The 18,787-nt window shown below is 55.1% G+C and carries 13 protein-coding genes, 4 tRNA genes and 1 pseudogene; 11 read left to right on the plus strand and 7 right to left on the minus strand.

Annotated features, from left to right (window positions below):
• Window positions 1–187 precede the first annotated feature (187 nt).
• Window positions 188–1,207 (minus strand): outer membrane protein assembly factor BamD, encoded by a 1,020-nt coding sequence (locus M2401_RS18215; protein ID WP_259104877.1) that lies wholly within the window; start codon window positions 1,205–1,207, stop codon window positions 188–190.
• Window positions 1,208–1,356: 149 nt separating this feature from the next.
• Between M2401_RS18215 and rluD the strand changes: the two genes are divergently transcribed.
• From rluD to M2401_RS18250, 7 genes are all read left to right on the plus strand, one after another.
• A complete protein-coding gene (rluD, locus tag M2401_RS18220; protein WP_259104878.1) occupies window positions 1,357–2,319 on the plus strand; it encodes a 23S rRNA pseudouridine(1911/1915/1917) synthase RluD in 963 nt (320 codons plus the stop codon).
• Entirely contained in the window at window positions 2,316–3,044 is a 729-nt protein-coding gene (pgeF, locus tag M2401_RS18225) for a peptidoglycan editing factor PgeF (RefSeq protein WP_259104879.1), read from the plus strand. The genes rluD and pgeF overlap by 4 nt, the downstream gene beginning before the upstream one ends.
• A 159-nt stretch (window positions 3,045–3,203) precedes the next feature.
• Window positions 3,204–5,768 carry an ATP-dependent chaperone ClpB gene (clpB, locus tag M2401_RS18230; protein ID WP_259104880.1) on the plus strand — a complete coding sequence of 855 codons (2,565 nt, stop codon included), beginning with the start codon at window positions 3,204–3,206 and terminating at the stop codon, window positions 5,766–5,768.
• A gap of 381 nt (window positions 5,769–6,149) precedes the next feature.
• Window positions 6,150–6,225, plus strand: a tRNA-Asn gene (locus tag M2401_RS18235).
• Between the two features lie 20 nt (window positions 6,226–6,245).
• Window positions 6,246–6,322: transfer RNA gene (locus M2401_RS18240), tRNA-Pro, on the plus strand.
• Window positions 6,323–6,327: 5 nt separating this feature from the next.
• Window positions 6,328–6,403: transfer RNA gene (locus M2401_RS18245), tRNA-Lys, on the plus strand.
• Window positions 6,404–6,497: 94 nt separating this feature from the next.
• A tRNA-Pro gene (locus tag M2401_RS18250) sits at window positions 6,498–6,574 on the plus strand.
• A gap of 252 nt (window positions 6,575–6,826) precedes the next feature.
• On the opposite strand, the gene xerC is transcribed toward M2401_RS18250, so the two are convergent.
• Complete coding sequence (gene xerC, locus M2401_RS18255) at window positions 6,827–8,197, minus strand: tyrosine recombinase XerC (RefSeq protein ID WP_259104881.1); 1,371 nt, start codon at window positions 8,195–8,197, stop codon at window positions 6,827–6,829.
• Window positions 8,194–10,104, minus strand: a complete 1,911-nt coding sequence (gene mobH / locus M2401_RS18260; protein WP_259104947.1) for a MobH family relaxase — start codon at window positions 10,102–10,104, stop codon at window positions 8,194–8,196. Before mobH ends, xerC begins: the two co-directional genes overlap by 4 nt.
• 383 nt (window positions 10,105–10,487) lie before the next feature.
• On the opposite strand from mobH, the pseudogene M2401_RS18265 reads away from it, so the two are divergent.
• From M2401_RS18265 to M2401_RS18275, 3 genes and pseudogenes are all read left to right on the plus strand, one after another.
• Window positions 10,488–10,577, plus strand: a pseudogene (locus tag M2401_RS18265) (peptidase S24); the annotation flags it as partial.
• Between the two features lie 61 nt (window positions 10,578–10,638).
• A complete protein-coding gene (locus M2401_RS18270) occupies window positions 10,639–10,890 on the plus strand; it encodes a hypothetical protein (protein ID WP_259104882.1) in 252 nt (83 codons plus the stop codon).
• Between the two features lie 165 nt (window positions 10,891–11,055).
• The gene (locus tag M2401_RS18275) at window positions 11,056–11,532 is read left to right on the plus strand and encodes a DUF4142 domain-containing protein (RefSeq protein ID WP_259104883.1); all 477 of its coding nucleotides are present in this window, start codon (window positions 11,056–11,058) and stop codon (window positions 11,530–11,532) included.
• Window positions 11,533–11,808: 276 nt separating this feature from the next.
• On the opposite strand, the gene M2401_RS18280 is transcribed toward M2401_RS18275, so the two are convergent.
• On the minus strand, window positions 11,809–12,009 hold the full coding sequence (locus M2401_RS18280) for a hypothetical protein (protein WP_259104884.1): 201 nt from the start codon (window positions 12,007–12,009) through the stop codon (window positions 11,809–11,811).
• Window positions 12,010–12,232: 223 nt separating this feature from the next.
• Between M2401_RS18280 and M2401_RS18285 the strand changes: the two genes are divergently transcribed.
• Entirely contained in the window at window positions 12,233–15,217 is a 2,985-nt protein-coding gene (locus tag M2401_RS18285) for a DUF4214 domain-containing protein (RefSeq protein ID WP_259104885.1), read from the plus strand.
• Between the two features lie 331 nt (window positions 15,218–15,548).
• On the opposite strand, the gene M2401_RS18290 is transcribed toward M2401_RS18285, so the two are convergent.
• From M2401_RS18290 to M2401_RS18295, 3 genes are all read right to left on the minus strand, one after another.
• The gene (locus M2401_RS18290) at window positions 15,549–15,875 is read right to left on the minus strand and encodes a hypothetical protein (protein WP_259104886.1); all 327 of its coding nucleotides are present in this window, start codon (window positions 15,873–15,875) and stop codon (window positions 15,549–15,551) included.
• 100 nt (window positions 15,876–15,975) lie between these two features.
• Window positions 15,976–16,230, minus strand: coding sequence for a DUF6555 family protein (locus tag M2401_RS34345; protein ID WP_310504134.1), 255 nt, complete (start codon window positions 16,228–16,230; stop codon window positions 15,976–15,978).
• A gap of 1,172 nt (window positions 16,231–17,402) precedes the next feature.
• A protein-coding gene (locus tag M2401_RS18295) for an IS3 family transposase (protein ID WP_259104887.1) occupies window positions 17,403–18,565 on the minus strand; the annotation gives its coding sequence in 2 pieces (ribosomal slippage) (window positions 17,403–18,301 and window positions 18,301–18,565; 1,164 coding nt in all).
• Window positions 18,566–18,787: the final 222 nt, after the last annotated feature.

Below are 18,787 nucleotides of genomic sequence, written 5' to 3' on the forward strand. Positions count from 1 at the left end.
AGACAATGAATTTCGATTGGTTGGACTGGCCTCTTCGCGAATGAATTCGCTCCCACAAGATTTCCCCTGCCAGGTGTTTGCCGCGCGACGGCTCCCACAGAATTCGCCTCCACCAACCTTGCCTCCATAAAAAAACGCATGACCCGGATAGGTCATGCGTTTTTGAGTGCAGCGATTAAGCCGGGTATCAGTCAAAAACACCCAGCGTCATATAGCTGAACCAGGAGCGGCTCTTGCTGTTGCCTTCGGCTTCGTGGTTCTGCTCGTCCACTTCGGACTGATTCTCTGGCAGCAGGTCAGCCGGGATAGCGTCCTTGGCGTCCTGGTATTGCTTCATCACGTCCTGGTTGGCGCGGGTTTCACCCGGCGGCAGCGGCGGATTGCTTTCGATCAGGCCCAGGGTTGCGCGGGTCAGCCACGAACGGTTGTCGACATCGGCAACGCGCGGGGTGAACTTGCCATCTTCCAGTTGCGGGTGATTCGGGAAGTTGGTCTTGAGCACTTCCAGGCTGGTCGCGGCCAGGTCGTCCAGATGCAGGCGCTGGTAGGACTCGACCATGACTGCCAGGCCGTCACCGACCGATGGCGTTTCCTGGAAGTTTTCCACTACATAGCGACCACGGTTGGCAGCGGCTACATAAGCCTGACGGGTCAGGTAGTAGTCGGCCACATGGATTTCGTAGGAAGCCAGCAGGTTGCGCAGATAAATCATGCGCTGCTTGGCGTCCGGCGCGTAGCGGCTGTTCGGGAAGCGGCTGGTCAGCTGGGCGAACTCGTTGAACGAATCGCGGGCAGCACCCGGGTCACGCTTGGTCTGGTCCAGCGGCAGGAAGCGCGCCAGCAGGCCAACGTCCTGGTCGAACGAGGTCAGCCCTTTCATATAGTAGGCGTAGTCGACGTTCGAGTGCTGGGGGTGCAGACGGATGAAGCGCTCGGCCGCAGCCTTGGCAGCTTCCGGCTCCCCGTTCTTGTAGTTGGAATAAATCAGTTCCAGCTGTGCCTGATCGGCATAACGGCCGAACGGATAGCGCGACTCCAGGGCCTTGAGCTTTTCAGTGGCACTGTTGAAGCTGCTATTACCCAGGTCGGCCTGCGCCTGCTGGTACAGCTCGACTTCGCTGAGGTTTTCGTCGATGACTTCTTTCTTCGACGAACAGGCCGCGGTGAGTGCGAGGATGGCGATCAGCAGCAGGTGTTTCACTTGCATGGCGGCTTGCGTCCCTATAACGGTCGCTGTCTTGGGCGTGACCGTCCTGTTATGATGAGCGCCCCGTGGAACCCCCGGGGCAAAAGACGCCGTATTTAACCACAAGCGTGCAGCTGAAACCTAGGCTGACACCGCCTTCTAGTCTGAGCATGTCCGAGAATATAGAACTCCGCGCAGAGGTGCCGTCCGAATTGGGCGGTCAACGCCTCGATCAAGTCGCCGCACAATTATTCGCAGAGCACTCGCGCTCGCGCCTTTCCGCCTGGATCAAGGACGGTCGTCTGACTGTCGATGGAGGTGTATTGCGCCCGCGTGACATCGTGCACGGCGGCGCCATCCTGCAACTTATCGCGGAGCAGGAAGCTCAGGGCGAGTGGGTTGCCCAGGATATCGAGCTGGATATCGTCTACGAAGACGACCAGATCCTGGTCATCAACAAGCCGGCCGGCCTGGTCGTGCATCCGGCTGCCGGGCATGCCGACGGCACCCTGTTGAATGCCCTGCTGCACCATGTGCCGGATATCGTCAATGTGCCCCGCGCCGGTATCGTCCATCGCCTGGACAAGGACACCACCGGTTTGATGGTGGTGGCCAAGACCATTCAGGCCCAGACCCAGCTGGTCGCGCAATTGCAGAAACGCAGCGTCAGCCGCATCTACGAGTGCATCGTGATCGGCGTGGTGACTTCTGGCGGCAAGATCGACGCGCCTATCGGTCGTCACGGTCAGCAGCGCCAGCGCATGGCGGTGATGGAAGGCGGCAAGCCGGCTGTCAGCCATTACCGTGTGCTTGAGCGTTTCCGCTCCCACACTCATGTGCGGGTCAAGCTGGAAACCGGCCGTACCCACCAGATTCGTGTGCACATGGCCCACGTCAACTATCCCCTGGTGGGTGATCCGGCCTATGGCGGCCGCTTCCGTATTCCGCCGGCGGCCAGTGTGACCATGGTCGATTCGCTGAAACATTTCCCGCGTCAGGCGCTGCATGCGCGTTTCCTGGAACTGGATCATCCGACCACCGGTCAGCGCATGAGCTGGGAATCGCCGCTGCCTGACGATTTCGTCTGGCTGCTGTCGCTGCTCAAACAGGACCGTGAGGCGTTCATCGGGTGAATGACTGGCTGATTCCTGACTGGCCTGCTCCGGCAGCCGTCAAGTCGTGCATCACCACCCGGACGGGCGGCGTCAGCGTCGCGCCGTTCGACAGCTTCAATCTGGGTGATCATGTCGAGGATCAGCCTGAATTTGTCGCCGCCAACCGCCTGAGTCTGACTTCGCAGCTGCATGTGCAGCCTGCCTGGTTGCGCCAGGTCCACGGCGTAACCGTGGTCCAGGCCGATCCGTCGGTCGTCGTCGAGGCCGACGGCAGTTGGACCGCAACCCCCGGTATTGCCTGCACCATCATGACCGCCGATTGCCTGCCTGCGTTGTTCTGCAACCGCGCCGGTACTCGCGTTGCTGCGGCACATGCCGGTTGGCGCGGGCTGGCCGCTGGCGTGCTGGAAGCCGCCGCCGACAGTTTGCAGGTCGAGGCCAGTGAAATTCTGGTCTGGCTGGGCCCGGCCATTGGCCAACCTTCTTTTGAAGTGGGCGGCGAAGTCTTCGAGACCTTTGTCTCGCAGCATCCGCAGACCGCTGAAGCCTTTATCCCCAGCGTCAATGCCGGGCGGTTCATGGCTGATATCTATGCCCTGGCGCGCCTGCGTCTGGCGGCCCATGGCGTAACTGCTGTCTATGGCGGTGGTCTGGATACTTTCAACGACCCGCGCTTTTATTCCTACCGCCGTGCCGCTCGCACCGGTCGTTTTGCCTCTCTTATCTGGCTCGAACAGGCCTGATTGCTTCAGGCCAGCTAAGCTCGCTTCACTGGTACGCTGACTTGCGTCAACTAATCCGTGCTTGAATCTCACAGAATCGGCCGCATCTAACGGGCTATCTGGCAGGTTTTCTTTACAGGTGTGTCCATCGCTCCGGCCTGCTCAATAGGAAGGTGACCAATGCGTATTGACCGTTTGACAAGCAAGCTGCAACTGGCTTTATCCGATTCCCAATCCCTGGCGGTGGGCCATGATCATCCCGCCATTGAGCCCGCACATTTGATGCAGGCCCTGCTCGATCAGCAGGGCGGCACCATCAAGCCGCTGCTGTTGCAGGTCGGCTTTGATGTCAACAGCCTGCGCAAGGAGTTGACCAAAGAACTCGATCAGATGCCGAAAATCCAGAACCCTACCGGTGACGTGAATATGTCCCAGGATCTGGCGCGCCTGCTCAACCAGGCTGACCGTCTGGCGCAGCAGAAGGGCGATCAGTTCATTTCCAGCGAGCTGGTACTGCTCGCGGCCATGGACGAAAACAGCAAGCTCGGCAAATTGCTGCTCGGCCAGGGCGTGAGCAAGAAAGCCCTGGAAAACGCCATCAGCAACCTGCGCGGCGGCGAGGCGGTGAATGACGCCAATGTCGAGGAGTCGCGCAAGGCCCTGGATAAATACACTGTCGACCTGACCAAGCGCGCCGAAGAAGGCAAGCTTGACCCGGTGATCGGCCGCGACGACGAAATTCGCCGGACCATCCAGGTGCTGCAACGCCGCACCAAGAACAACCCGGTACTGATCGGCGAACCCGGCGTGGGTAAGACCGCCATTGCCGAGGGCCTGGCCCAGCGCATCATTAATGGAGAAGTGCCGGACGGCCTCAAGGGTAAGCGTTTGCTGTCTCTGGATATGGGCTCGTTGATCGCCGGCGCCAAGTTCCGCGGCGAGTTCGAAGAGCGCCTCAAATCCCTGCTCAACGAGCTGTCCAAGCAGGAAGGCCAGATCATCCTGTTCATCGACGAACTGCACACCATGGTCGGCGCCGGTAAAGGCGAGGGCTCCATGGACGCAGGCAATATGCTCAAGCCTGCGCTGGCTCGCGGCGAGCTGCATTGCGTCGGCGCGACTACCCTCAACGAATACCGTCAATATATAGAGAAGGATGCGGCCCTCGAGCGGCGCTTCCAGAAAGTCCAGGTCGACGAGCCGAGCGAAGAGGACACCATCGCCATCCTGCGTGGCCTCAAGGAACGTTACGAGGTCCACCATAAAGTGGCGATCACTGACGGCGCGATCATCGCGGCGGCCAAGCTCAGCCATCGCTATATCACCGACCGCCAGTTGCCGGACAAAGCTATCGACCTGATCGACGAAGCGGCCAGCCGTATTCGCATGGAAATCGACTCCAAGCCGGAAGTGCTTGATCGTCTGGAGCGTCGTCTGATTCAGCTCAAGGTTGAATCCCAGGCGCTGAAGAAAGAAAGCGACGAGGCGGCGAAGAAACGTCTGGAGAAGCTCCAGGAAGAAATCGTACGCCTTGAGCGGGAATATGCCGACCTGGAAGAAATCTGGACTTCGGAAAAAGCCGAAGTCACCGGCTCCGCGCAGATCCAGCAGAAAATCGAACAGTCCCGTCAGGAACTGGAGGCGGCCCGCCGTCGTGGCGACCTGAACCGCATGGCCGAGTTGCAGTACGGGGTCATCCCGGACCTGGAGCGCAGCCTGCAGATGGTCGATCAGCACGGCAAGCCGGAGAACCAGTTGCTGCGCAGTAAGGTCACCGAGGAAGAAATCGCCGAAGTGGTGTCCAAGTGGACCGGTATTCCGGTATCGAAGATGCTCGAAGGCGAGCGCGACAAGCTGCTGAAAATGGAAAGCCTGCTGCACCAGCGAGTGATTGGTCAGAACGAGGCGGTGGTGGCGGTGGCCAACGCGGTGCGGCGTTCCCGTGCCGGGCTGTCCGATCCGAACCGGCCAAGCGGCTCGTTCCTGTTCCTCGGCCCGACCGGCGTCGGCAAGACCGAGCTGTGCAAGGCCCTGGCCGAGTTCCTCTTTGATACTGAAGAGGCCATGGTGCGTATCGATATGTCCGAGTTCATGGAGAAACACTCCGTGGCTCGTCTGATCGGGGCGCCGCCGGGCTACGTCGGTTATGAAGAAGGCGGTTACCTGACCGAAGCGGTACGGCGCAAGCCTTACTCGGTGATCCTGCTCGACGAAGTCGAAAAGGCCCACCCGGATGTGTTCAACATCCTGCTGCAGGTACTGGAAGACGGCCGCCTGACCGACAGCCATGGTCGTACGGTGGACTTCCGCAATACCGTGATCGTCATGACCTCGAACCTGGGCTCGGCGCAGATTCAGGAACTGGTCGGTGATCGTGAAGCGCAGCGCGCGGCGGTCATGGATGCCGTGGGTTCGCACTTCCGTCCGGAGTTCGTCAACCGTATCGACGAAGTGGTGGTGTTCGAGCCGCTGGGGCGCGAGCAGATTGCCGGTATCACCGAGATCCAGCTGGGCCGCCTGCGCAGCCGCCTGACCGAGCGCGACCTGAGCATGACCCTGAGCCAGGAGGCCATGGATATGCTGATTGCCATCGGCTACGACCCGGTCTATGGCGCGCGGCCGTTGAAGCGTGCAATCCAGCGCTGGATCGAGAACCCGCTGGCGCAACTGATCCTGTCGGGCAACTTCGAGCCGGGTAGCAGCATTACCGGTACCGTGGTCGACGACGAGATTGTGTTTGCTTGAGGGGCTGAGCTGGAATGAGCTCTTGTGGGAGCCGCCTTGGTGGCGATCGAGTGCGAAGCGGTTGCAATGGCGTCGGTGCCTGATCCGACGCCATCGCCAGCAAGCCGGCTCCCACAATTCTGCGCTTGCAGGGCTATCTATATAGACGCACCGCGCGAACCCCTCGATTTCGCACCCCTGATCGGCGATCTGAAAAAAAATCGCAAATCATTGTCTTAAAAGCAATTTAGAGGGTTGACAGGTGTTTTTGAAAATGTAGAATAGCGCGCCTCAGAGACGTGAACGTAGCGATACGGACAAGGCGAAGAGGCTGAATTAATTCAGAAACAATGAGTTAGCTCAGCGCAGTAGATGTACCGGTTACAGCTGAAATCTAATAGTTCCGCGATAGCTCAGTTGGTAGAGCAAGTGACTGTTAATCACTGGGTCCCTGGTTCGAGTCCAGGTCGTGGAGCCAGATTTCTCAAGTAACTGTATCGGGGTATAGCGCAGTCCGGTAGCGCGCCTGCTTTGGGAGCAGGATGTCAGGAGTTCGAATCCCCTTACCCCGACCATTTTTGGGTCGTTAGCTCAGTTGGTAGAGCAGTTGGCTTTTAACCAATTGGTCGTAGGTTCGAATCCCACACGACCCACCATTTTTGGCTTCAGGTTGTCGCCTGAAGCCGAATCTTAAAGATCTGATGCAGTATGGTCGGGTCGCAGGCAGCTTTTTGAGGTGCCTTGATTTACCGGGGTATAGCGCAGTCCGGTAGCGCGCCTGCTTTGGGAGCAGGATGTCAGGAGTTCGAATCCCCTTACCCCGACCATCTTTATCCAGCGTTAGCGTCAGATTATTTAGACTGGCAGATCATATTCAGTCGAAATCGCGGTTTCTGTGTTCTGAAGTGCTCGTAACACTCAGGCAAGCAGCCGTCTGCCGCGAAACATAGCGCTGGGTGTCGATGATGTCAAATTGGAATGTGCCCTGTCTCGAAGCCAAAAGCTTAGAGACTGGGCATTTTCATTTCTGTATGTCAGCCTCTCCCCGCCGGATTACCTCAGATTCTTCCGTAGGAGCATCAGCTGGGTCGGTTGACCCAGGCGATCCCCTCGAAACTACCTTTTGTAGCTTTCAACTGCTCCGATATCGAGCTGCGACTGTCTAGAAGCAACTGAGCATCTGCGTCCGCTCCTCGATGCCTTAGCCAATCCAGAAATTTCCCAACAAACGCAATCTCATCTGTGGATAGCGGCTCTTCGATATCTGCGGCCATTGTCCGTTTCGGATGCAATAACGCCTGCATCGGAGATTTCATTGGCAGTCCCGTGCTGTTTGAGCCTGGTAGCGCCAATGCACGATGTGCTGGACCGGCTTCAGATATTACCTGCCAGCCTCGCTCATCTGGCGGCATTGTCCTGTCGATTTTGAGAAGTGGTAGGGAGCCTCTACGCATTTGTCGAAGCCCTGGAGCTCGATGTTGCTCCCTGTTTTCATGACGCGACATGTAGTACTCAAATCCAGGAGGGAGAAAGCGTTCGTTCATCACCAGTCTCATCATTTCGTAGTCTGGCTCGATGTACTCCATCGTCGTGGCCAGGTTCGAATGATTGAGTAAGGTCTTCGTCACGTGGATATTGCGGTCAGGTTGTTTCATCAGGTCCGTGGCAATCGTGTGACGAAATCGATGAGGTGTCATTCGCACACCTATTGCGAGCGTCAATTTCTTATACATTGCCTCGACTTGATCCACGTTCATGACCGTTCCCCTGTAGTAGGTGGAGAATCGATTGACGTTGAACAACTGATCGGCCTTCGAAAAACTTTGAGTTTTGGCAGCTTTGATCAGTGTCTGCAGGTGGGGTTGTAGCCCGTCGGGAATCGGGATCATGAATTCCCGATGGGTTTTCTCTGTCTCTGCTCGGACCCGTATGAGGCGATGCTTGAGATCGATATCCCCCATCCGGACGTTCAGCAGGGCGTTGAGCCGTATACCTGTGTAGTAGAACGTCTCGTAGACAATCAGCCAGAACCAGGCTGGCGTGATCGAAGAGCGCTTGCAGGTTTGCTCTTCTTCCTCCTTCAACAGCCTCAATCGGCTGCGCGCTTGCTCGATCGCGTCTTCAATCACGGTCTTTTTCTTTCGTCGTGGGGGAATGACCGCAGTCTTATTGAACGGGTTTTTAGCCAGAGTGACGACTTCCTCCTCAATGGCATACTTGAAAATGGTCCGCAAATGGGACGAGTAAGTGTTCCAGCTCCGCTTGGACAGACCGCGATCCAGCTCTTGCTTGCGCCAGGCGAGTACGTCGCGGTGAGTGATCAGCTCCGCCAGGCAATTGCCAAACTTCCGGATGAAGGCGCGGGTCGATGAATGATATGTGCTTGCTGAAGCAGGACGCAGATCGTGGACCGAAATGTATTCTTGGGTTAGGTCAAGGACGGTGGTCATAACGCCGGACTCCCACTGTCATCGCTACTACCCATGAGTGCCAGAATGGCGTTGTCATAAGGTACTTCACTGAACACATCCGTCGGATCGGTGAGTAAATACCCCCTTAGTTCGCGAGTTTTGCGTGGTCCCTTGACCTGGCAGGTCCAGATATTGAGTTGATCCGGAGTTTTGCGATGGCGTTTCTTCTTCTCGAAGGCGCGTTGCACCAACTGCCAGGCCTCCAGTTGGCGTTCCCGGGAAACCGCTTCGATATCAGGATGCTCCAGGGCATAACGCTTAAAAATATCCGGACTGACCAGAAAAGCAGTCCCGGCAACGGTGTGGACCCTTGCTTTGGCGTCGTTGATGATAATTTTGTGAGAGATAACCCCTGTCTTGAGCCAGGCCAAAAACTTAGATCCGTAATCACCAGCGCTAGCATTATCCTGAGAGTCCTCAAGGGGCAGGTCTATAGGAGGTGGTGGTCTCTGCTGTCGCAGCATTCGAGGTGGTGATGTTTCCAGGTTTTCTACTGAAGCTTGGGTGGGGGTGCTATGAACTATTGCTGTGGTTGCCACTGGGTTGGGTGCAACCGAAGTGTCTTCGAAGAGGGAAAGCAAGTCATCCATATGGTCGGAGTCGCTCTGCAATAATGGTTGCGGAGCATTTTGTACAATTTGTAACGATTTCGATATTAAAATGCTATCACTCGAGTCATTAGTTAGTGCGCTGTTCTCCATTTCCTGTGCCGGTGGATCCTCCGGTACAGGCTCTGCCTGCTCAATCGTTACGGTACCTCCATAGCTTTCTGGCCGCTCCCCAGCGTCAGGCCAGATGAGTGCCGGTGAGACCTTCAATACGGTAAATGTTTTAAGCCAGCCATGACCATTGTCAATCGTAACGCTCCAGATCGCTTTGTCCTTGGCATTGGTTTGAATGATCGCTTGGTCCTGCAGCATGTTGAACATCGGCGCATTCGAGCTTGGTATGTGCTCAATGCCCTGAGCCAGCAGAGAGACTCTGAGCTGATCTACTGCAGGCTTGCTCACCAACCACAGCGCATCCTGGGTTAACCACCCGTCAGAAGGTCCGTCCTCGTGGTTCAGCTTGAATTTTTCTTTGACCAGCATCCTCAAGCCATCGACCAACTGTCTCTGTAGAGACTGCTTGGGTGCCGCCATTGCGCGTTCGGTGTTCCCCCCGAGCTCCTGAGCAACCGATGCCTGGTCAGCTTGGGTCACGATCTCACCGATGATGTCTGCATATTCGTGCTGACCAGCCAGCGTGAACAGTAGCTGTGCCCAAAGCTCAGGAAATCCACTGAGCCAGTCCAGTGCCTCCGCCGGCAAAACTTGAGAGTAGATGAGGGAAGAGGCTGCGCTATGTAGTTTGTAATTTCGGCCTTTCACATACTTGAAGCGGTAAGGTTGAGCGATCGGTCCATACCAGGGGTGCCAGGTCTTGCCGTTCTGTAGTTCAACAGTAACGTCGACGGCGATCTTTCCCAGGTCGTGGATAAGCGCGCCGTAGGCCGCAGCTGCAGACCACGCCTCTGCCTGTGCGGCTTGTGATTCAGGCGGCGCGCCGATGGGCAAAAGGTATGTCTGACGAATCTTGAGTGCGTAAGCGACAATCTCAAGACCGTGATCCAGCATGCCGCCTAAATATGCATGGTGATGGTTTTCAGAAGCGGGCAGGTGTTGGACCAGCGCAGCGTATTTTTCAAGAGGGGTGAGGTAGAGGTTTCCGAACTGCTTACGAGAAAGAGAGGTTCGTTGCCAAATATTTTCCAGCAGGGTGCGTCGGCGAGGTGTGCCGAGCAGGTTGCTTGCTGACTCGGGGGCAGTGAAGCCACCATCTATCGATTGGGCCGGAGGGGCAGTGGCAGGTTTTCGCTTAAAAATTGAAAGCATGGTATCGCCCACGGAAAGATTCATGAGCCGGGTTTTCCGCTACGCGGGGGAATGCAACAAGGGGATATCGATATTAGGCGAGGGAAGGTTTGCGGGGCAAAAAGCCATTACGATCGCTCAAGTCAAAACCGCAAATGTAAGGCTCACAATCAGAAGCGTTGAGTACGAGGACGATTCCTCCCCGTACAAACGGCCTGTAGAGCCCTGAACACGGGCCTATAGCTGGATTGGCATAGGTTGAACCCACACCATGTCACCACAATGAGGTTGAGAACCTATTGACTATAAATTTCAGCATGCTAACCCGCTGGTCGAAATAGTTTTCGCTGGCAATTGACCAGATCCTCGCAGCTGCGTTAACTGTATGGATGTACAGTTAATACAAGGCATGCGTCATGAGCGTCAAAATCCTTGGGCCATTGAAACCTGGAGGGGTGCGACTCCCGTTTTATTCCTTCAAGGTCCCGGCTGGCTTCCCGTCTCCACGGTGCAACGATCACAAATGCTGGCCTCAACCTCGGTAATTAATCAGCAAGGAAAATCGTCATGCACCAGCACGGGGAAGCGTTACGCGCCACTGCCGCCAAGTGGCGGAAAGCCAACCCGGACCATCGCGGCGGCATTGTGCTGATATGGCAGGGCGCGGTGTACGGGTGGAAGGATTCATTGCGTCACGCGAGTGACGAGAGCCCAGGCGTATACGCGGTGAACGACACTGGTCACATCTTCATTGCCGAAGGCGGCGATGAATACAACGGTGCTAAATGTTGGGTAGCAGCTGACCTAAACTACCAGTAGGAAAATCCCGCACCAGGTCATCCAGCTGCACCCTAAGCCCCGCCGTAAAACGTGGGGCCGAGGACTTAGAGAGACCCAAATTAACGGTTACCACCGCCTGACTTACTACCCAAGAGAGGGATAGCTTATGAGCGACATCTCTTCAAAACTTCAGCATTCGCCTTGATGGTCACGCTAGCAGGCCATGCCTTCGCTGCTACGGATAACGACGACTTCGTTGAGGACGCTTCTGCAAAAGGTGTGGCAGAAGTGGAGGCTGGTAAGCTTGCGCAGGAGAAAGGCAGCTCTGCCGACGTCAAGAGCTTTGCTGACACGATGATCAGGCATCACACCGCAGCGAACGCCAAACTCAAATCGATTGCTGATTCCAAAAAGCTGAAAGTGTCTGACGACGCTCAGCTCATGGACAAGGCCAAATCGATGATTCTGGAATTGCGCAGCTCGAAGTCGTTCGATCAGGCTTATGCCAATAACCAGGTAAAAGCTCACGGGGCCACGATCAAGATTTTTGAGGACGAGGCCGCTAATGGTAAAGATCCTGAACTCAAAGCTTTTGCGGCTGAAACGTTGCCTAAGCTGAAAGAGCACCTTGCTCATGCGCAGGCATTGGCCAAAGCTCACGGTGGGGACGCTGCCAACTAATGCTTAGGCGCGCCGGGCTAAGCCCGGCGATCCCAGACCGCCCACGGTCTCGGAAAATTCGCACCAGGTACACAAAAGCCCCGACCTAAAAATCGGGGCTAGGCGTATAGAAGGGCGCTAGTTTGAGCGTCGTGACCAAGAGCGAACAAAATTGGCCGAAAAAACAACCTCACCTGACGGACTTACGTTCACCTATCGACGACGTCCAGGTGATCAATTCATCCTCAGATTTCCGGATGGAATGCGAGCTTTGATCAGTGTGACGGCAGCTGCAAATCATCGCAGCATGCACTCTGAAATTATCAGGCGCTTGAACTTTAGTTTTTCGCAAGATGACCATGTAATTTCATCGAGCAGTTGCCGGGGTTCGTCGCCCTGCAGCGTGCCCGCCTGGATCGCTAGTTGCTGGCATAGCAATGCCGACTGCGCAGAGCGCTTGACCGATTCCAAGGTATCCAGGGCCAACATCAGGGTCATGGCAGATTCCCGGGCCTTGCATGCATTCGAGGGGGGTGAGCCGGCAGTTTATAAGCTCGCGTGGCAACCGACACAACAGTTTTAAGCACCGTATCCAATGCACTGCACCGCACGCTGGTCGTTAAGTGCTGCCGGAGACTAGGCCTATGAGACGACGATGTGCTATTTCTTAAGGGACACAGGTGATGCATTTTCGCAGTGACTTTATATGGAGTTTGAGTCGATGGCTGCTTCTGCGTATTTCGATCAGGTACAAAAACTGTATATTGCCTACTTCGGGCGGCCAGCCGACCCTGTGGGTCTAGCGTATTGGGCAGCCAGCGTGGATGCCGCTAATGGTAATTTCAGCGCAGCGATTGCGGGCTTTTCTTCTTCTAATGAGTCCAATGCTTTATACGCTGGCACTAGCACCTCACAGAAAGTCTCGGCGATTTACTTGGCGATATTCAATCGAAACCCTGAACCAGCTGGCTTGAGCTACTGGGTTGGATTGATCGATTCTGGCACTGTGAGTTCGGCGCAGGCGGCATACACCATCCTTAACTCAGCGGGTGTGGGGGATTCCAGCGCAGTAGCCAATAAGCTCGCCGCAGCCAACGCCTTCACTGCCCAGATCGATACAATGGATGAAACGGTAGGTTATGTCGGCCAAACTGCCGCTGCGTATGGTCGGGCATTCCTAAATGGCGTTGATGCCACCCCTGCCTCATTGAGCACTGCGACTGCGTTTAGCAATCTGACTAACACTGTAGCGATTGCAACCAATACTACGACTGCCACTCCACCCACAACGCCGACTGGCCCGGGGCAGACATTCACGTTGACGGCAGGGGTTGATATCGTTAATGGCACGGCACTGGATGACTCCATTGTCTCTACCGTCGCAGGCGGTTTCGCGTCCGGGGACTCTATCGACGGCGGTGCGGGCACCGATACTCTGACGGTGAGCGGTTCGGGAAAGATCAGTAGTGCTGGTGTGACCGTGACGGGCGTGGAGTCGGCCACGTTCACCTCCCTCAGCGATGTCAGCCTGAACACCACCACCTGGATCGGTCTGACCAGCTTGACGACTCAGAGCAATGCCGGGGCGAGCACGATTACTGCGGGTGCAGGCACGGCTATTGTTTCGAGCGCGTTGAACCAAGGCGCCAGTAATATTACGATCAATGGCGGCTCTAATGTATCGGTGAGTTCGTCAGCAGGCACTGGCGGGGCGATTACAATTGGAAGCACCACTCAGGCAACCGGGGCGGTGAAGGTCGATGCGACCAGTGGGTCCACATCAGGTAGTATGGGGCCGATTACCATAACCGGCGGTAGCGTCATCAATGTCACCCAGTCTGCCGGTAATGCTTTAAATACCACCGTGACGATGGGGACAATCACTGTCAATGGCAAGGCAGGGACCACGTCGGTCAACGTGAACAACGCCGCTAGGGCCAATGCCGACGTGGGTACTGCTGGAGTAGACAACAATGCAGTTGCCGTCTACGATATTAACAGTGGTAGTGCAGGCACTAAAGTAGGCACTATTACCAACATATCAGTAAAAAATTATACGGTAGTAGGTATACAGGACAATGTCCTAAGCAACCTCTCTCTTACCGGTGGTTCGGGCAATATCATCATCGATAATAGTTCGTCTATTCCCAGCGCCAGCATCACCCGCACCCTGAACCTGACGGCGGACGGTCTGACCGGGGGTACACTCGATGATGCTGATCTCTACACGACGCTTAATGTCACGACAACCGGTGCCAACTCAACTTTGGCTAATATAACCTTCGGTGGTCTGAGTAACCTCATTGTGTCCGGCACCAAAAACCTGACCCTCATTTCGACCGCAGGAGCAACAGCACTGAACGCGGTTACAGTCAGTGGCGCGGCCGGGCTTACGGCTAATTTCGGCAGTACTTCAACGCTTAAATCCGTAGATGCCAGCGCCAGTAGCGGTGCGGTTACGTTGACCATCGATGGCACAAAAGCTAGCTACAGCGGTGGTTCAGGTGTGGATACGCTGACCCTGACTAATAGCGCTGCGCCAACCAAAGTCATTAGCGGCGGGGCTGGTAGTAATGATGTGCTAAGCCTAACAGCAATATCAGCGGCTGCTTTGAGTAATGCTGCGCTGATTTCCGGGTTTGAACAGGTGACTTTGACCGGCGCTACCAACCAGACGGTGGACGTCAGCAATTTTGTCGGTGCGATGAGCTTCTCGACATTGGGCGGCAATGGGCTGACGCTGAACAAGTTGGTAACCGGAAACTCGCTGATACTTACCGGCGCCGGTACGGCTTATACGCTTAATGGCGACGGTTTTGCCGCAGGTAGCAATGACACCTTGAACCTTACGCTTACTAGTAAGACGGGGGCAGCGGTGGCTTTTGCGAGTACGGGTATAACTACGACCAGTGTCGAGACTATCTCGATCAGTACGTTCGATGGGCAAGGTACACCATCTGGTACTTTTAACGATTCGGTGACGTTGTTAGGTAATGCGCTCAAGACGATAACGGTGTCCGGGAATGCAGGCCTGGCCCTTACGGCGTCCAGCACAGGATTGACTTCGGTAGACGCTAGTGGGATTACGTCAGGTGGCTTTACCTGGACGTCCGGGGCCACAAGCGGTCCGAGCCTTACGGTCAAAGGTAGTGCGAGCGGTACCAACACGGTTGATTTGCACTTGGCCAATGCTACGGCAACATATCTCGGCGGCAGCGGCGCCGACACCATTACCGGCTCAGTAAAAGCGGACAGCTTTACCCTCGGCGCCGGCGCAAACGTGGTCAAGTTTGCGCCGGCCCAGTTTACGGCTACTGACACCAATTCCTTGATCTTAGCCGCTGACGCCATTACAGATTGGAGTACCGGAGGTGGGATAAATACGATCGACTTTACGGCAAGCTTGGCTAAGGTCGATCATTCCGCCGCTGCTGTATCAGGAACTGCGAGCATCACCAATGGTTTGGCAACATTTTTTTCCGATGCCACGACATTAACCGCAAAATTGGCCGCCGTCGTTAATGCTGTAAACACCGATGCCGCTGGTACCGCCGTAATGTTCACTGATGGCGCCAATAGCTATCTGTTTGTAGTTGGAGATGCAACAGCAGGTGTTCAGTCGGGGGATGCACTGATCAAAATTGTAGGTGTTGTGGCGACGGGGCTAACAATCAATGCGGGAGGAGATCTCACCGGTTTTATATAATAGTAACGGCACCATGGTCCGGTTACTAGAGATAGTGAAGCCGGGCTGTGGAGTTATAAGGGTTTTTATACGGGAGCTTCAGTGGGAATTAAGTTTTGTTTGTGATGATATAATAAATATCACACAAGAGTTAGGGGTCTGCCTAGTAGCTGGGCTCTGCCGTTAGTAAGTTTTCCTCGTGCTGCATAAAAGCTTAATAAGCCTTGAATTTTTCACTTGGCCTTCGGTAGGCAATTATTAAGATCATGTCATCATTCAGTTTTCAAACAGCGCCGACAGTTAATAGTCACATGATGCAAAGTGCGACGGTGTAGCTTTCATAAATTGTTTGCTAATTTTGTGCAGGTTTCGGTTTTAGGAATAGGCCATTTGCCCTTGTATCTTCGTAAACGAAGACCGACGGGCGACGTCGATCGAAGCGACTCATTCTGTTCCAGCGAACGCTACTTATACCTAGCCCGACGGCTGCCAACTTTGCCAATTCGAGTGTTTCGAATAAATCGTTCTCCCTCAAACTCATCCCTTTGACGACCATGATCGCGCAGAGCCAGGAGTCGAGTTCCGACATATTGGCTTTTTCCACAACAGCAACGTATTTCATCCCGTTGAACACGTAATGCACTTCAAAGAATTCGGTTAGACTCGCTGTAGTTTGCATTTTTACTCAAGTTGCCTCAGTGATCATGGGAGTGCTTAATAAGCATGCCTATGCACACTCATGCGCTAGGGTATTTGGGATAGAATGGCTCTTATGCTACCTAAATAGCGAGCCATTCAATGCCTGTAACCCCCAATTTCTCTACCAGCAGCTTGTAGAGTTTTGTCATTTTGTCAGCGCCGTATCTAGGTCCCAGACTAAACTCTATACCGCCGGTTGCCCACTGCCATGCGTCAGCATTGTTCATGGAATCGGACCGAATATAGAAGGCTTTGTAGGCTCTGTGGAGGAGGTAATCGATTCTAAAATGTCCACTTGCTGCATGCTGCCGCCCCTTTAACTCGTTGATGATCAATGATTGTTGAGCTATAAAATGATTCCGCTTCAGCGGATGAGATGCTTGTCCATGACTTTTTAGCGGGGCGAAAAAGGCATCCCTCTACTGAGCGAGCCCTGCGTTTGTAGGCGAGCCTTGGCCGACTTGGGCGGATTTTCCTGTTGTTTTTCCCGATTCGCAGCTGTCCAGCATTTAGCACTGGGCGTCGACATCAGGTATGGCTGCGGCGTGGAGAACATCGAGCAGTCTGGCGATGGCGTAACAGTCTGCGCCGGCGGTCAAGGGATAAATCTTGGCATTGGCGACGCTATGAATCTTGGCTGGAACTCGCGGCCACCGTGCGTGGAACCGCACCGTAAGGCTTGCTCGACAGCTACTTTACGGAGCGACACCCGCTATGTCCGCAGGTGCTTGGCTGGTCGCGCGCCCAAGTGACACTCATGAGACCACGCTCGGCTTCGCGCGCTCTCACGGCTATCTGACCGGGTCAACGCACTGGATCACACTCGAAGTTTCGGCTGGGCTCAGCGCATCCCAAAGGGCAGGGGGCGCTGAATCAAGCAAGCGTGCTGAGACCTCTTGTTCAGATTTACTGAGCAGACCTACTTTACTGGTCCCGGCCAAGGCCACATCATATTCACCGAATGGTTAAGCAGACTGTTGCCGCTGACCGAAAATTGACCCAGGTGTTCAACTGCTTCTGCTCACTTTAGGAGGAGAACTCGAGGTGATCAGTATGGAAATGTCGGGGAAAACTCTCGACGCCCTGTCTCGCTAGGTAGCGCGGCACATACGCACCAAATTAGCAGGACAGGGTGTGGTTCACAGTCTAGCTTTACCGCTGCGAACGACTAAGCAACGAAATTTTGGCCATTATTCGGACTTAGCGATGATTTCCGGCTAATGCGATGATGGTGGTACTCGCGGGCTTTGCCAGTAGGCGCAGGGCACTTTCGCCCTCGGGAATTGCGATCGAGACCACATGGAGATGAGTAATTCTGGCAATAAAGCCGCCTATCAGTGTTGCGTTATTTACCCTGATCTTGAGCGAGAGGTTCAATCCCTAAGGCAGTAGAGCTTCGTTTTAGCTGCCACTGTAAAAGCCTGTTTCGCTGCTGGATATAAAGGCGAGACTAGCGTTCTTGATTTCATTCAATCTAAGCTCAAGCCAGACGCCGAAATTGTAGTGGTCAACTGATCCCGGACACGACGTTAAGTCTTTTTTCGGATTGAGCTGGTGCCAGTCCGTTATTGAACTGGTGTGGCCGAATCCAGTTATAGCGATGCATCAAATAATGACTGATATCGCGCTGAGCCTCTTGGGCCGTCGTGTAGTCCACGGTCGGTATCCACTCAGTCTTCAGGCTCCGAAAAACACGTTCCATCGGCGAGTTGTCGTAGCAATTACCTCGGCGACTCATGCTCTGATTGATGCGGTATCGCCAGAGTCGCTGGCGAAAGTGGCGACTGCCGTATTGCGAGCCCTGGTCGGAGTGAAACAGCAGGCCTTGAGGCTTGCCGCGCTGCTCATAGGCCATGTCGAGCGCCTTGATCACCAAGTCCGAATCCGGTTTGTTCGACAACGCCCAACCCACCACCCGGCGCGCGAAGAGATCCATGACCACGGCCAGGTAATGCCATTTCCCTTGTACCCAGATGTAAGTGATGTCGCCACACCAGACTTGATTGGGCGCGGGCACATCGAACTTTTGATTCAGAATATTCTGAATATCAGGCCGCTCCACCGTTGCCTTTTTATAAGCATGCGAGCCCGGTTGTTTGCTGATCAATCCCAGTTCTCGCATCAGGCCACGCACCTTGAACCGACCGATTTGTTCGCCATCCTCCTGCATCATCGACACGATACTGCGACTGCCGGCAGCGCCTCGACTTTGCCCGAACAATTCATTGACCCGGCTGCGTAAACGAACCCGCTCAGGGTCTGGAGCCCGGCGTCGCATGCAATGGTCGTAGTAGCACGAGCGAGGTATCTCGAACACTTCGCACAGCAACTCGATTGGCTCACAAGCACTCAGCTGATCAATCAGCGCATGCGCTCGTGCTCTTCCGACATCAAGAGCGCGGTGGCTTTTTTTAAAATGGATTTCTCCCGCTCAAGACGGGCAATTCGGGCTTCCAGCTCCTGAATTTTCTGCTGTTCAGGCGTCAGGGCTTTGCTGTGAGGCGTGACGCCATTGCGCTCCTGCTGAAGCTGGTTGACCCAGCGACGCAGCGCAGACTCGACCACCCCAAGCGAGCGGGAGGCTTCGATATGGCTATAGCCTTGATCGAGCACGAGGCCTGCGGCCTCACGTTTGAATTCAGTGGAAAAGGTACGGCGTTGCTTGGTCATCAGACACCTCTATCTGGCGAGCATTCTCGCTTAAATGGGTGTCCGGTTTCATTAGACCACTACAAATTGAGCCGACGGTATAAGGGAAAATCGCGCGCCAGGTCATCCAGTTGCACCCCAAGCCCTGGCCTCAGAGCCGGGAGTCGAGGACGTAGAAGAGAATCGCGGATTTTCGCGTCCGCGAAAAAAACGGGAAATAACCCATGCCTACTAAAGCCCCTA

Origin of the sequence: Pseudomonas sp. JUb42 (assembly GCF_024807945.1) — a bacterium.
In the GTDB taxonomy this organism is placed as follows: Bacteria; Pseudomonadota; Gammaproteobacteria; order Pseudomonadales; family Pseudomonadaceae; genus Aquipseudomonas.

What these genes read in the sequence shown, in the direction of transcription:
- xerC (WP_259104881.1), bottom strand. Translation starts at nt 8,197, where the DNA reads ATGACCACCGTCCTTGACCTAACCCAAGAATACATTTCGGTCCACGAT.
- M2401_RS18270 (WP_259104882.1), top strand. Translation starts at nt 10,639, where the DNA reads ATGCACCAGCACGGGGAAGCGTTACGCGCCACTGCCGCCAAGTGGCGG.
- M2401_RS18275 (WP_259104883.1), top strand. Translation starts at nt 11,056, where the DNA reads ATGGTCACGCTAGCAGGCCATGCCTTCGCTGCTACGGATAACGACGAC.
- rluD (WP_259104878.1), top strand. Translation starts at nt 1,357, where the DNA reads ATGTCCGAGAATATAGAACTCCGCGCAGAGGTGCCGTCCGAATTGGGC.
- M2401_RS18215 (WP_259104877.1), bottom strand. Translation starts at nt 1,207, where the DNA reads ATGCAAGTGAAACACCTGCTGCTGATCGCCATCCTCGCACTCACCGCG.
- M2401_RS18280 (WP_259104884.1), bottom strand. Translation starts at nt 12,009, where the DNA reads ATGACCCTGATGTTGGCCCTGGATACCTTGGAATCGGTCAAGCGCTCT.
- M2401_RS18290 (WP_259104886.1), bottom strand. Translation starts at nt 15,875, where the DNA reads ATGCAAACTACAGCGAGTCTAACCGAATTCTTTGAAGTGCATTACGTG.
- M2401_RS18285 (WP_259104885.1), top strand. Translation starts at nt 12,233, where the DNA reads ATGGCTGCTTCTGCGTATTTCGATCAGGTACAAAAACTGTATATTGCC.
- clpB (WP_259104880.1), top strand. Translation starts at nt 3,204, where the DNA reads ATGCGTATTGACCGTTTGACAAGCAAGCTGCAACTGGCTTTATCCGAT.